This is a genomic window from Paraburkholderia sp. JPY419 (genome assembly GCF_050435705.1).
Classification (GTDB): Bacteria; Pseudomonadota; Gammaproteobacteria; order Burkholderiales; family Burkholderiaceae; genus Paraburkholderia; species Paraburkholderia youngii.
This window is the reverse complement of sequence record NZ_JBNDKV010000004.1, coordinates 1,034,425-1,048,774: the sequence shown is the minus strand read 5'-3', so window position 1 is coordinate 1,048,774 and position 14,350 is coordinate 1,034,425. Positions and strand designations below refer to the sequence as shown.

Here is a 14,350-nt window from a genome sequence, read left to right as displayed (position 1 = left end):
ATTCGCCGAACGTCATTCCGCACCCGCCAAAATCCAACTAAAAAAAGCCGCGGGTTTCGCTCCAGATATTGGAACGGCCGGGGACAATACGCGCCGTCATTTTTGCCATGTACGATCCACACGGGATCGGCGCGCGGAGTTCCATTTTTGGGCGGCGCGACGAATTCCATCGGTTGGCTTGAATTGGCAATTTGTGTCTTTTTTTGGAATTCGGCAAAATCGTCACGGCCGTGTCATCGAAACCTGTGATTCTTCCCGTGCCCGCTCAGGCGCGGCAGGCAGCGCGGGTGTCGGAGGCGGGCTGTCAGTCAGGCTGGGCGAGAAGCGGCAAAGTTGTCGGCAATCTGCAATCCACGATAGACCGGCGCGGCAACCGCAGCAGGCAACGCCAAGCGGCGCGTGCCGCCGTTCAATCACTACAGGTATGGGTTATCCCGACCGTCTGGTTTTTAGCCTTTCGGAGAGAGCGACATGAAAAAGACGAATTCCCTTCACGCCGCGGCCGGTCTCGCGCGCAAACTGCTGCCGGTGCTGGTCGCCGCCGCAGCGTTCGGCGGTGCCGCGATGCAGGCTCATGCGGCCGACGCCGTCGTGCTGTACACGGCCGACGGCCTCGAAAATCTGTACAAGGATGTGCTGCCGGCCTTCGAAAAGAAGGAAGGCGTGAAGGTCAATATCGTCACGGCGGGCAGCGGCGAAGTCGTGAACCGCGCGACCATCGAGAAGGACCAGCCGAAGGCCGACGTGCTCGTCACGCTGCCGCCGTTCATCCAGCAGGCCGACCAGAACGGTCTGCTGCAGGCGTACCAGAGCGCCAACTACAAGAACGTGCCGGCCATCGCGAAGGCGCCGAACGGCGCATGGGCGACCTTCGTGAACAACTACTTCTCGTTCGCGATCAACCCCGAAGTCACGAAAAATCAGCCGAAGACGTTCGCGGACCTGCTGCACCCGGACTTCACCGGCAAGGTCGCCTATTCCAATCCGGCGACCGCCGGCGACGGCATGGCGGTGATCATCCTGACCTCGTCGCTGATGGGCGAAGACCAGGCGTTCGACTATCTGAAGAAGCTCGAGCAGAGCGCCAAGTTCCACACCAAGGGCACGGGCTATCTCGACGTGCTGCTATCGCGTAACGAGATCGCGGTCGCCAACGGCGATCTGCAGATGGATCTCGACGACGCGGCCAACGGCGGCCTGTCTCTGAAGCCGGTGTTCCTCGCCGCTACGCCCGGCGGTCAGCCGACCACGTTCCAGCTGCCGTACGCGATCGGGCTGATCAAGAACGGTCCGAACCAGGCCGAAGGCAAGAAGCTGATCGACTATCTGATGTCGACGGACGTGCAGTCGAAGGTGCCGGACATCTTCGGCATTCCGGGTCGCAGCGACGTGCCGCTCGCCGGCAAGAACGGCGAAACGGTCAAGCAGGCGATCAGCGGCGTCAAGCTGATTCCGGTCGACTGGAATCACGTGATGGCGAAGAAGGCCGACTGGACCGCGCGCTGGAAGAGCGACGTGATCGGTTCGTCGGGCAAAGAGACCGAAGTGGTCAAGCCGAAGTAAGTGACTCAGATAAGCAACGTTTGACGTTGTCGATTCAGGCGGCGCTTCGCAGGTACTGCGCGGCGCCGCATCAGCATTAATTCTGTTGGAGGAAGACCCCGGTGAATACGGCCAGTCTCGCTCACCCCACCGCGCCTGGCGCGCCGCTGGATGCGCTCGACGCCGCGCGATTGGACGCGCCGGGCGCCGCCGCGCCGGGCGGCGTGCAGATCGATCACCTGACGGTGCGCTTCGGCGCGCGCACGGTGCTCGACGATCTGTCGTTGACCATCCAGCGCGGCGAGTTGCTCACCGTGCTCGGCCGCAGCGGCTGCGGCAAGACGACCTTGCTGCGCTTCATCGCGGGCTTCATCGAGGCCGACGGTCTGGCCGGCACGCTGACAGTGGCCGGCCGCGATCTGACGCATGTGCCGCCGCACAAGCGCAACCTCGGACTGCTGTTCCAGAGCTACGCGCTGTTTCCGCATCTGACGGTATTCGAGAACGTCGCGTTCGGTTTGCGCGCACGGCGCATTCCGGCGCGCGACGTCGCGCGCCGCGTCGCCGAGGCGCTGAAGCTTGTGCAGCTCGGCGACGCCGGTCACGTGATGCCCGCGCAACTGTCGGGCGGCATGCAGCAGCGCGTGGCGCTCGCCCGCGCGCTCGTGATCGAACCCGACGTGCTGCTGCTCGACGAACCGCTGTCCGCGCTCGACGCCAATCTGCGCGCGTCGGTGCGTTCCGAACTGAAGGCGCTGCATGAGCGCCTGCCGAATCTCACGATCGTCTGCGTGACGCACGATCAGGACGACGCGCTCGTGCTGTCCGACCGCACGCTGCTGATGCGCGATGGCCACATCGCGCAGCTCGGCACGCCGCAGCAGCTGTACGACACGCCGGTCGACGGCTTCGTCGCGCGCTACCTCGGCGCGGCTAATCTGCTGCCGCCGCAGGTCGCGTTCGCCATGGACGACGCGCGCCACAACGAGCGCGAACGTGTCGCGTGTCTGCGTCCGGAGGCGCTGCGCATCGTGCCGCTCGGCGAGGGGCAGTTGCATGGCGCGATCGCGTCGGTCGAGTGGTATGGCGCGGCCTTGTCGGTATCGGTCGTGCTCGATGCGCTGCCGAACGATCCCGTGCTCGTCACGATGCAGCGCAGCCTCGGCATGACGCCGGAGAAGGGCGCGCGTGTTTCCCTGCGCTACGAGGCTGGCGATGTCGTCCTTATCAAGCCCTGATACGTCCAATCCGCTCGACCTTGCCGCGCAAGCCGAGCTCGAAGCCGCCGCCGCGCGCCGTCTGGCGAGCGCCGCGGCGCATGCGGCCGCGGTGAAGCGGCGCGAGCGTCTCGCGCAATGGCATCTGCTGTTCATTGCGGTCGTGGTGCTCGGACCGCTCGTCATCTATCCGCTGGTGCGGCTCGTGATGCTGAGTCTGACCGGCGCGCACGGCCTGTCGGGCCACGCGTACGTGACGTTCTTCGGCAACCCCGAAACGCGCGGCGTGATCGGCACCACGCTCGGCATCCTGTTCGCGAGCGCGAGCCTGGCGTCGCTGCTCGGCGTGGCGCTCGCGTCGCTGCTGTTCTTCAAGCCGTTTCCGGGCGCGCGAATGGTCACGCGCTTCCTCGAGCTGTTCGTCGCGTTCCCGTCGTTTCTGGTCGCCTTCACGCTGATCTTTCTGTACGGCTCGCAGGGCTCGGTCAGCATCGGGCTGCAGCGGCTGTTCAATCTGCAGGCGCCGCCGCTCGACTTTCTGTTCGGCATCGGCGGCGTGATTCTCGCGGAAGTGGTGTTCTATACGCCGTTCGTCGTGCGTCCGACGCTGGCATCGTTCGCGCTGCTCGACCGGCGGCTGATCGAAGCCGCGCGCAGCCTCGGCGCGAACGGTCTGATGGTCGCGTTCAAGGTGATCCTGCCGCTCGCGTGGCCGGGCATCGCGGCGGGCACGATTCTGTGTTTTCTGCTGACGTTGAACGAGTTCGGCATTCTGCTGGTGCTCGGCAGCGCCCATCTGATCACGCTGCCGGTCGCGATCTATAGCGCCGCGACCGTCGATCTCGATCTGCCGACCGCCGCCGCCGGCGCGGTCGTGATGCTGCTGATGTCGTTGTCGCTGTACGCGTTGTACCGGCGCGTCAATAGTCGCAAGGTGAAAGGAGCCGGTCATGGCCGTTGAACTCGATCCGACCGTGCTGCCGGTCATGCACAAGAAGGGCCGGCCCGTGCGGCACAGCCTCGTCGTGCGACTGCTCGGCGGTCTCTTTCTGGGTTTCGCCGCGCTGCTGTGCTTCTGGCTGTTCGTGCTGCCGGTGCTGGTCGTCGCGCTATCGAGCGTCGCGTCGCACTGGTCCGGCACGATCCTGCCCGACGGCTTCAGCACGCGCTGGTTCGAGCGCCTCGGTTCGAGCGACTTCGACGCGCTGACCACCAGCCTCGAAGTCGGCATGGGCGTCGCGGTGCTCGGCACGATCCTCGGTTTGTGGCTCGCGCTCGCGCTCGAAGGGCGCGACCGGCGCGGCCTCGGCGCTATCGTCGACACGATCGCGATGATGCCCAACGGCGTGCCGAGTGTGGTGCTCGGCCTCGCGGTGCTGATCGCGTATCACAAACGGCCGCTGGATCTGTCGAGCTCGGCGGCGATCGTCGTGTTCGTGCAGCTCGCGCTGGTGCTGCCGTTCTGCTATCGCTGCGCGGCCGCCGCGCTGCGCCCGGAGCTGACCGTGCTGCGCGAAGCGGCCGCGAGCCTCGGAGCGCCGCCGTCGATGGTGCTGCGCCGTGTCGTGTTGCCGCAACTGGTGCCGGCGATCCGCGCGAGTCTAGCGCTCGGTTTTGCGCTGTCGCTCGGCGAACTCGGTGCGACACTGACCGTGTATCCGCCGGGCTTCGCGACGGTGCCGATCGTCGTCGTCGGGCAGGTGGAGCGCGGCTATTACCTGCCGGCTTCCGCGCTGTCGCTGATTCTGCTGCTGGTCTCGCTGGTCGCGCTGCTGCTGATCGCGGCGCGGGCTCCGCGTCGCCGGATCGACTGACCGGGCTGACCCGGCTGATCGGCGGGCGGTTTCCTGGATCTGAAGCGCGCACGCCCAACGGCGGACATCCGATGCGATGTGGCGAAATTTGTCAAAGTGACCGAATATATGCACTCTGCTTCCGTCGATCCGATCGAGGTCGTGCGCCGCCATTCGCTGACGACGCTGGTGCGCGACGAAATCGAGCGGCATATCGTCGACGGCACACTGGCGCCGGGCGATAAGCTCAACGAAGCCGATTGGGCGGCGCGCTTGCAGGTGTCGCGCGGGCCGGTGCGCGAGGCGTTTCGCGCGCTGGAGCAGGCGGGGCTGGTGCGGACCGAGAAGAATCGCGGCGTGTTCGTGCGGACGGTGTCGCTCGCGGAAGCGGACGAGATTTACGCGGTGCGCGCGGTGCTCGAAGAGGCGGCGTGCCGGATGCTCGCGGCCAGCATCGATGCGGGCAAGCTCGCGGTGCTGCGCGATTGCGTCGATGCGATGCGCGCCGCGCTCGCATCGCACGATCCCGATGCGTATGCGCGCGCGAACGTCGCGTTTCACGATGGGCTGGTCGCGGCGGCGGGTAACACGAAGTTGTACGACACGTATCGCAGGCTCGTCAGCGAGTTGAGCCTGTTTCGGCGAGCCGCGCTGGTCGTAGAAGGCGATGCGATGGCGCGCTCGCTCGCCGAGCACCGCGCAATTCTGACCGCGCTCGCATCGCGCGATGCGGAGCAGGCCGCGCAATTGATGCGCGCGCATGTGCAGGGCGGCTTGCAGCGCGCCCATGCGGCGTGCGACGCGGCGGGTGATGCGGGGCACGAGCGGCGCATCCCGGCAACCGCGGGCGCGGCCGGCTCGCGCGGGCGATGAGGCCTTGGCAATGACAACCCCTGTAATGGAAGACCACGCGATGACACACGCCGAGCAACGCACGATCGAAGTCAACGGCCGGAGCTATCGGCTGCCTTCGCAACCGACGGTCGTCGTTTGTGTCGACGGCTGCGAGTTCGAGTATCTGGAAGCGGCGGTCGCGGCCGGTGTCACGCCTTTCATCGGCTCGATGCTCGAGGGCGGCGCGGCGTTTCGCGGCGACTGCGTGATCCCGTCGTTCACGAACCCAAACAACCTGTCGATCGTGACCGGCGTGCTGCCGTCCGTGCACGGCATCTGCGGCAACTACTTCTGGGACACCGACGCGAACAACGGCGCGGGCGCGGCCGTGATGATGAACGACCCCGCCTACCTGCGCGCGCCCACGCTGCTCGCGGCCGCCGCCGACGCGGGCGCCGCGGTCGCCGTCGTCACTGCGAAGGACAAACTGCGCGGACTGCTCGGCTGGCAGTTGAAGGGCATCTGCTTTTCGGCGGAGAAAGCCGACAAGGTGTCGGTCGAGGAAAACGGCATCGACGGTGTGCTCGGTCTGGTCGGTCTGCCGTTGCCGGACGTGTATAGCGCGGGATTGTCGGAATTCGTGTTCGCGGCCGGCGTGCGGCTCGCGCAGACGCGCAAGCTCGACCTGATGTATCTGTCGACGACCGACTATATCCAGCACAAATGGGCGCCCGGCACCGAAGGCGCGAACGCGTTCTACGCGATGATGGACGGCTATCTCGCGAAGCTCGACGCGCTCGGCTGGGTGATCGGCCTCACCGCCGACCACGGCATGAACGCGAAGCACGATCCGCGAACCGGCGAGCCGAACGTGATCTATCTGCAGGACTTGCTCGACGACTGGCTCGGCGCATCGACGACGCGCGTGATTCTGCCGATCACCGATCCGTACGTCGTGCATCACGGCGCGCTGGGTTCGTTCGCGACCGTCTATCTGCCGCGCGAGCTCGATGCCGCGTCGGTGATTGCGCGGATCGGCCGCCTGCCGGGAATCGAAGTCGTGCTCGACCGCAACGCAGCGTGCGCGCGCTTCGGGTTGCCCGAGGATCGCATCGGCGATCTGGTCGTGATCGGCACGAAGCATGTCGTGCTCGGCACGCGGCGCGACGAGCACGACCTGTCCGGCCTCACCGTGCCGCTGCGCTCGCATGGCGGGATTTCCGAGCAGGAAGTGCCGCTGCTGTTCAACCGGCGCGTTCAGCCAACGGCCAGTGGCAACGAAGGCAAGCGGCTGCGCAACTTCGATATCTTCGACGTCGCGCTCAATCGCGTGTCGACATCATGAACCCGGTGCTGCGGGACCATCCGGCGTTCCGCGTAGAAGCGCTGCGGCTGCGCGGCGAGCGCGCGACGCGCGCCCGCACGCTCGACGTATTCGATCCCTATACCGGCATGCGTGTCGGCACCGTGCCGCTCGCCAGCATCGACGACGTGCGCGCCGCGCTCGACTATGCGCTCGCGTATCGGCCGACGCTGTCGCGCTACGAGCGTTCGCAGATTCTGGAGCGCACGGCGGTGCTGCTGCGCGAGCGCATCGAACAGGCGTCGGATCTGATCTCGCTGGAGTCGGGGCTGTCGAAGCAGGATTCGCGCTACGAGATCGGCCGCGTTGCCGACGTGTTCCGCTTTGCGTCATTCGAGGCATTGCGCGACGACGCTCAGAGCTTCTCGTGCGATCTGACGCCGCATGGCAAGAAGCGTCGGGTGTTCTCGCAGCGCGAACCGCTCGCGGGCGTGATCGTCGCGATCACGCCGTTCAATCATCCGATGAACCAGGTCGCGCACAAGGTCGCGCCGGCCATCGCGACGAATAATCGCGTGGTGGTGAAGCCGTCTGAGAAGGTGCCGCTGTCGGCGCTTTATCTGGCCGATCTGCTGTATGAGGCGGGGCTGCCCGCGCCGATGCTGCAGGTGCTGACCGGCGATCCGCGCGAAATCGCCGAGGAGTTGATTACGCACGCGTCGGTCGAACTCGTTACGTTTACCGGCGGTGTCGCGATCGGCAAATACATCGCGGCGAAGGCCGGGTATCGGCGCGTCGTGCTGGAGCTGGGCGGCAACGACCCGCTGATCGTGCTCGACGACGCCGATCTCGAGCGTGCGGCGACGCTCGCGGTGCAAGGCTCGTACAAGAATTCGGGGCAGCGCTGCACGGCGGTCAAGCGGATGCTCGTGCAACAGCGCGTCGCGGCGGAGTTCACGGAGCGGGTCGTCGAGAAGACGCGCGCGTGGACGTTCGGTGATCCGTTCGATGCGTCGAAGCAGATGGGCACCGTGATCGACGTCGCCGCCGCACAGCTGTTCGAGGCACGCGTGAACGAGGCGGTGGCCGCGGGCGCGCGCCTGCGCATTGGCAACGAGCGCAGCGGCGCCCTGTATGCGCCGACCGTGCTCGACAACGTCGATCCGTCGATGACGCTCGTGCGCGAGGAAACCTTCGGGCCGGTGTCGCCGATCATCGCGTTCGACACGCTCGACGACGCGATCCGCATCAGCAACGGGACGCCGTTCGGGCTGTCGTCGGGCGTGTGTACGAACCGGCAGGACGCGATCACGCGTTTCATTAACGAGCTGCGCGTGGGGACCGTCAACGTATGGGAAGTGCCGGGCTACCGGATCGAGCTGACGCCATTCGGCGGCATCAAGGATTCCGGGCTTGGTTACAAGGAAGGCGTTCAGGAAGCGATGAAAAGCTTTACCAATCTGAAGACGTTTTCATTACCTTGGGAGTGACCCGTGGCATTGAGTCTCGACGATATCCGTGTGCTTTTCGAGCGGCACGGCAGCCTCGCGTATAGTGGCGAGCCGGTGACGCAGCTCGAGCACGCGTTGCAGAGCGGCGCGCTAGCCGAGGCGGAAGGCGCGAGCGACGAACTGGTCGCCGCGGCGTTTTTGCACGACCTCGGACATCTGCTGAACCTGCAAGGGGAGACGCCGACGGAACGGGGTGTCGACGATCTGCATCAGTATTTCGCCTTGCCGTTTTTGCGACCGGTGTTGTCGGACGCGGTGCTGGAGCCGATTCGTCTGCACGTCGACGCAAAGCGCTGCCTGTGCGCGATCGAGGCCACGTATTTCGGCCAGCTTTCCGCCGATTCGGTGCGAAGCTTGCAGTTGCAGGGCGGGATCTTTAGCAGGGAAGAGGCGCAGGCATTTACGCAGAAGCCGTACGCGGAAGACGCGATGCGTTTGCGCCGATGGGACGATCGCGCGAAAGAGAGGGATCGCGCGACGCCGGGGATCGACCACTATTTGGCCGTCGTCGAACGGGCGATGCGCGCGCATGCAACTGCGTGAGTCGAGGTGTTTTTGGGGCGCGGCAGGTTGCACTTGGAGCGTCAAAATATCGCTTGCAAGTCGCAATGGCGGCGACTAGAATTCCGCTCTTTCGTGCTCCGGACGCCGGAGCGCGGAGAGGCGGGAAGCCTTTGTTGGCGAGGGCTTGAGCGGCGTGGGCAGGTTAAGCAAGTGATAAAAACCTGTTGACGATCCGGTGAAAGTTCTCCATAATCTCGCTTCTCTGCTGCAGACGCAGCGACGCAAACGAAGCAGTGCCGGGTGGTGGTAGTTCCGGCGTTGCGGGTTGGGCGGATCGATCTTTAAAAACTAACAGCCGATAAGTGTGGGCGCTTGATGCGGAATGCGGCGGCGGATCCGTATGGATCTGCTGCAAGGCAAAAGTATCAGAAGCCTCACACAGTATTAGAGGAAGGTTTATCTGTCGAAAGACGGATGGATCATCGTCAGTACGTTGAGTGAGCGACCGGTTCGTCAGCAGGAAACTGCGGAACCGAAAACAGTAACAGGTTTGAACTGAAGAGTTTGATCCTGGCTCAGATTGAACGCTGGCGGCATGCCTTACACATGCAAGTCGAACGGCAGCACGGACTTCGGTCTGGTGGCGAGTGGCGAACGGGTGAGTAATACATCGGAACGTGTCCTGGAGTGGGGGATAGCCCGGCGAAAGCCGGATTAATACCGCATACGCTCTGTGGAGGAAAGCGGGGGATCTTTCGGGACCTCGCGCTCAAGGGGCGGCCGATGGCAGATTAGGTAGTTGGTGGGGTAAAGGCCTACCAAGCCGACGATCTGTAGCTGGTCTGAGAGGACGACCAGCCACACTGGGACTGAGACACGGCCCAGACTCCTACGGGAGGCAGCAGTGGGGAATTTTGGACAATGGGCGCAAGCCTGATCCAGCAATGCCGCGTGTGTGAAGAAGGCCTTCGGGTTGTAAAGCACTTTTGTCCGGAAAGAAAACCTCGTGGCTAATATCCGTGAGGGATGACGGTACCGGAAGAATAAGCACCGGCTAACTACGTGCCAGCAGCCGCGGTAATACGTAGGGTGCGAGCGTTAATCGGAATTACTGGGCGTAAAGCGTGCGCAGGCGGTGCTGTAAGACCGATGTGAAATCCCCGGGCTTAACCTGGGAACTGCATTGGTGACTGCAGCGCTGGAGTATGGCAGAGGGGGGTGGAATTCCACGTGTAGCAGTGAAATGCGTAGAGATGTGGAGGAACACCGATGGCGAAGGCAGCCCCCTGGGCCAATACTGACGCTCATGCACGAAAGCGTGGGGAGCAAACAGGATTAGATACCCTGGTAGTCCACGCCCTAAACGATGTCAACTGGTTGTCGGGCCTTCATTGGCTTGGTAACGTAGCTAACGCGTGAAGTTGACCGCCTGGGGAGTACGGTCGCAAGATTAAAACTCAAAGGAATTGACGGGGACCCGCACAAGCGGTGGATGATGTGGATTAATTCGATGCAACGCGAAAAACCTTACCTACCCTTGACATGGATGGAATCCTGGTGAGAGCCGGGAGTGCCCGAAAGGGAGCCATCACACAGGTGCTGCATGGCTGTCGTCAGCTCGTGTCGTGAGATGTTGGGTTAAGTCCCGCAACGAGCGCAACCCTTGTCCCTAGTTGCTACGCAAGAGCACTCCAGGGAGACTGCCGGTGACAAACCGGAGGAAGGTGGGGATGACGTCAAGTCCTCATGGCCCTTATGGGTAGGGCTTCACACGTCATACAATGGTCGGAACAGAGGGTTGCCAAGCCGCGAGGTGGAGCCAATCCCAGAAAACCGATCGTAGTCCGGATCGCACTCTGCAACTCGAGTGCGTGAAGCTGGAATCGCTAGTAATCGCGGATCAGCATGCCGCGGTGAATACGTTCCCGGGTCTTGTACACACCGCCCGTCACACCATGGGAGTGGGTTTTACCAGAAGTGGCTAGTCTAACCGCAAGGAGGACGGTCACCACGGTAGGATTCATGACTGGGGTGAAGTCGTAACAAGGTAGCCGTATCGGAAGGTGCGGCTGGATCACCTCCTTTCCAGAGCTATGCATTCAGTGCATTCAAGTGCTCACGCTTATCGGCTGTGGTTTAGAGAAGCAACGCAGACAGACTCAGGGGTCTGTAGCTCAGTCGGTTAGAGCACCGTCTTGATAAGGCGGGGGTCGATGGTTCGAATCCATCCAGACCCACCATCTTTGTCTGTGGTGCTGACTGGGACACCCTTGAGTCGGGTATGACCGGGGGATTAGCTCAGCTGGGAGAGCACCTGCTTTGCAAGCAGGGGGTCGTCGGTTCGATCCCGTCATCCTCCACCAATCCTCAATGCGCAGGGTTCTGCCTGAAGGCAGAGCGTTGCGCATTGGCGATTGAGCCAGTCAGAGCGGTACACGACTCAATCGTGATATCGGCTGTCGTTCTTTAACAATCAGGAAGAAGTAGTAAAGAGATTCACGAAAGCGTACCTGGAGATGGGTATGCGAGTAGGTGAATCAGGGTTGTGATTGTATCGATGTATTTTAAGGGAATCGAGAGATTGCCTTTGGAATACGGCGCAACACGAATACTCAACCTGTAGCGGCATGTGATCTGCGGTGAGCAATCATTGAGACACACCCGTTATAGGGTCAAGCGAACAAGTGCATGTGGTGGATGCCTTGGCGATCACAGGCGATGAAGGACGCGGTAGCCTGCGAAAAGCTCCGGGGAGCTGGCAAACGAGCTTTGATCCGGAGATGTCCGAATGGGGAAACCCACTCCTAATGGAGTATCCGTAGCTGAATCCATAGGCTACGTGAAGCGAACGCGGTGAACTGAAACATCTAAGTAACCGCAGGAAAAGAAATCAACCGAGATTCCCAAAGTAGTGGCGAGCGAAATGGGATGAGCCTGTACTCTTTATTCTCATTGTTAGTCGAACGCTCTGGAAAGTGCGGCCATAGCAGGTGATAGCCCTGTAGACGAAAACAGCGGGAAAGAACTGGGTGTACGAGAAGTAGGGCGGGACACGTGAAATCCTGTCTGAAGATGGGGGGACCATCCTCCAAGGCTAAATACTCGTGATCGACCGATAGTGAACCAGTACCGTGAGGGAAAGGCGAAAAGAACCCCGGGAGGGGAGTGAAACAGATCCTGAAACCGCATGCATACAAACAGTCGGAGCCTCTGCGAAGGGGTGACGGCGTACCTTTTGTATAATGGGTCAGCGACTTACATTCAGTGGCGAGCTTAACCGATTAGGGCAGGCGTAGCGAAAGCGAGTCCGAACAGGGCGTCCAGTCGCTGGGTGTAGACCCGAAACCAGGTGATCTATCCATGGCCAGGTTGAAGGCACGGTAACACGTGCTGGAGGACCGAACCCACTAACGTTGAAAAGTTAGGGGATGAGCTGTGGATAGGGGTGAAAGGCTAAACAAACCTGGAAATAGCTGGTTCTCTCCGAAAACTATTTAGGTAGTGCCTCGTGTATCACCTTCGGGGGTAGAGCACTGTCATGGTTGTGGGGTCCATTGCGGATTACTACGCCATAGCAAACTCCGAATACCGAAGAGTGCAATCACGGGAGACAGACATCGGGTGCTAACGTCCGGTGTCAAGAGGGAAACAACCCAGACCGCCAGCTAAGGTCCCCAAATATGGCTAAGTGGGAAACGAAGTGGGAAGGCTAAAACAGTCAGGAGGTTGGCTTAGAAGCAGCCACCCTTTAAAGAAAGCGTAATAGCTCACTGATCGAGTCGTCCTGCGCGGAAGATGTAACGGGGCTAAGCCATATACCGAAGCTGCGGATGCACATTTATGTGCATGGTAGGAGAGCGTTCCGTAAGCCTGCGAAGGTGCACTGGAAAGTGTGCTGGAGGTATCGGAAGTGCGAATGCTGACATGAGTAGCGATAAAGGGGGTGAAAGGCCCCCTCGCCGTAAGCCCAAGGTTTCCTACGCAACGTTCATCGGCGTAGGGTGAGTCGGCCCCTAAGGCGAGGCAGAAATGCGTAGCTGATGGGAAGCAGATTAATATTTCTGCACCATTGTGAAATGCGATGGGGGGACGGATCGCGGAAGGTTGTCCGGGTGTTGGAAGTCCCGGTCGCTGCATTGGAGAGGGTGCCCTGGCAAATCCGGGCACAGGACTCAAGGGTGTGGCGCGAGCTTCTTCGGAAGCGAAGCAACTGGAAGGGGTTCCAGGAAAAGCCTCTAAGCTTCAGTTTCACAGTGACCGTACCGCAAACCGACACAGGTGGGCGAGATGAGTATTCTAAGGCGCTTGAGAGAACTCGGGAGAAGGAACTCGGCAAATTGGTACCGTAACTTCGGGATAAGGTACGCCCTGGTAGCTTGACTGGCCTGCGCCAGGAGGGTGAAGGGGTTGCAATAAACTGGTGGCTGCGACTGTTTAATAAAAACACAGCACTCTGCAAACACGAAAGTGGACGTATAGGGTGTGACGCCTGCCCGGTGCCGGAAGATTAAATGATGGGGTGCAAGCTCCTGATTGAAGTCCCGGTAAACGGCGGCCGTAACTATAACGGTCCTAAGGTAGCGAAATTCCTTGTCGGGTAAGTTCCGACCTGCACGAATGGCGTAACGATGGCCACACTGTCTCCTCCCGAGACTCAGCGAAGTTGAAGTGTTTGTGATGATGCAATCTCCCCGCGGCTAGACGGAAAGACCCCATGAACCTTTACTGTAGCTTTGCATTGGACTTTGAACCGGTCTGTGTAGGATAGGTGGGAGGCTGTGAAGCGTGAACGCCAGTTTGCGTGGAGCCGTCCTTGAAATACCACCCTGATCTGTTTGAGGTTCTAACCTTGGTCCGTGATCCGGATCGGGGACAGTGCATGGTAGGCAGTTTGACTGGGGCGGTCTCCTCCCAAAGTGTAACGGAGGAGTACGAAGGTACGCTAGGTACGGTCGGAAATCGTGCTGATAGTGCAATGGCATAAGCGTGCTTGACTGTGAGACTGACAAGTCGAACAGGTGCGAAAGCAGGTCATAGTGATCCGGTGGTTCTGTATGGAAGGGCCATCGCTCAACGGATAAAAGGTACTCTGGGGATAACAGGCTGATACCGCCCAAGAGTTCATATCGACGGCGGTGTTTGGCACCTCGATGTCGGCTCATCTCATCCTGGGGCTGTAGCCGGTCCCAAGGGTATGGCTGTTCGCCATTTAAAGAGGTACGTGAGCTGGGTTTAAAACGTCGTGAGACAGTTTGGTCCCTATCTGCCGTGGGCGCTGGATATTTGAAGGGGGCTGCTCCTAGTACGAGAGGACCGGAGTGGACGAACCTCTGGTGTACCGGTTGTCACGCCAGTGGCATCGCCGGGTAGCTATGTTCGGAAGAGATAACCGCTGAAAGCATCTAAGCGGGAAACTCGCCTTAAGATGAGATATCCCCGGGGCTTCGAGCCCCTTGAAGGGTCGTTCAAGACCAGGACGTTGATAGGTCAGGTGTGCACGTACAGTAATGTACTGAGCTAACTGATACTAATTGCCCGTAAGGCTTGATCCTATAACAGGTGTGTCTCGACAACCGTTAGCGCTTTAGCGCTTACGGGTGTCCGATCCCCGAAGGGGATGAAGACATGCAGTTTGAGATCGGTGTT

8 protein-coding genes, 2 tRNA genes and 2 rRNA genes are annotated in these 14,350 nt (G+C 61.3%); all 12 read left to right on the top strand.

The window, feature by feature from the left end:
- The first annotated feature begins 471 nt into the window (after positions 1–471).
- Complete coding sequence (phnS, locus tag QFZ91_RS33315; RefSeq protein WP_429569800.1) at positions 472–1,563, top strand: 2-aminoethylphosphonate ABC transporter substrate-binding protein; 1,092 nt, start codon at positions 472–474, stop codon at positions 1,561–1,563.
- A 101-nt stretch (positions 1,564–1,664) separates the two neighbouring features.
- Entirely contained in the window at positions 1,665–2,780 is a 1,116-nt protein-coding gene (phnT, locus tag QFZ91_RS33310) for a 2-aminoethylphosphonate ABC transport system ATP-binding subunit PhnT (protein ID WP_429559571.1), read from the top strand.
- Positions 2,758–3,720, top strand: a complete 963-nt coding sequence (locus QFZ91_RS33305) for a 2-aminoethylphosphonate ABC transporter permease subunit (protein ID WP_429486401.1) — start codon at positions 2,758–2,760, stop codon at positions 3,718–3,720. The genes phnT and QFZ91_RS33305 overlap by 23 nt, the downstream gene beginning before the upstream one ends.
- Positions 3,710–4,573, top strand: coding sequence for a 2-aminoethylphosphonate ABC transport system, membrane component PhnV (gene phnV, locus QFZ91_RS33300; protein WP_176126077.1), 864 nt, complete (start codon positions 3,710–3,712; stop codon positions 4,571–4,573). The genes QFZ91_RS33305 and phnV overlap by 11 nt, the downstream gene beginning before the upstream one ends.
- 108 nt (positions 4,574–4,681) lie before the next feature.
- Positions 4,682–5,425, top strand: a complete 744-nt coding sequence (locus QFZ91_RS33295; protein WP_429569799.1) for a phosphonate utilization associated transcriptional regulator — start codon at positions 4,682–4,684, stop codon at positions 5,423–5,425.
- Positions 5,426–5,450: 25 nt separating this feature from the next.
- Positions 5,451–6,731: a phosphonoacetate hydrolase gene (phnA, locus tag QFZ91_RS33290; RefSeq protein ID WP_429570939.1), complete on the top strand. Its 1,281-nt coding sequence runs from the start codon at positions 5,451–5,453 to the stop codon at positions 6,729–6,731.
- Positions 6,728–8,179 (top strand): phosphonoacetaldehyde dehydrogenase, encoded by a 1,452-nt coding sequence (gene phnY / locus QFZ91_RS33285; protein WP_429569798.1) that lies wholly within the window; start codon positions 6,728–6,730, stop codon positions 8,177–8,179. The genes phnA and phnY overlap by 4 nt, the downstream gene beginning before the upstream one ends.
- Positions 8,180–8,182: 3 nt before the next feature.
- Positions 8,183–8,743 carry a phosphonate degradation HD-domain oxygenase gene (locus tag QFZ91_RS33280; RefSeq protein ID WP_429569797.1) on the top strand — a complete coding sequence of 187 codons (561 nt, stop codon included), beginning with the start codon at positions 8,183–8,185 and terminating at the stop codon, positions 8,741–8,743.
- Between the two features lie 513 nt (positions 8,744–9,256).
- A 16S ribosomal RNA gene (locus tag QFZ91_RS33275) occupies positions 9,257–10,789 on the top strand.
- A 78-nt stretch (positions 10,790–10,867) separates the two neighbouring features.
- Positions 10,868–10,944: transfer RNA gene (locus QFZ91_RS33270), tRNA-Ile, on the top strand.
- A gap of 47 nt (positions 10,945–10,991) precedes the next feature.
- Positions 10,992–11,067, top strand: a tRNA-Ala gene (locus QFZ91_RS33265).
- Between the two features lie 307 nt (positions 11,068–11,374).
- A 23S ribosomal RNA gene (locus QFZ91_RS33260) occupies positions 11,375–14,256 on the top strand.
- The 16S and 23S rRNA genes sit together here with 2 tRNA genes alongside, the layout of an rRNA operon.
- The last annotated feature ends 94 nt before the right edge of the window (positions 14,257–14,350 follow it).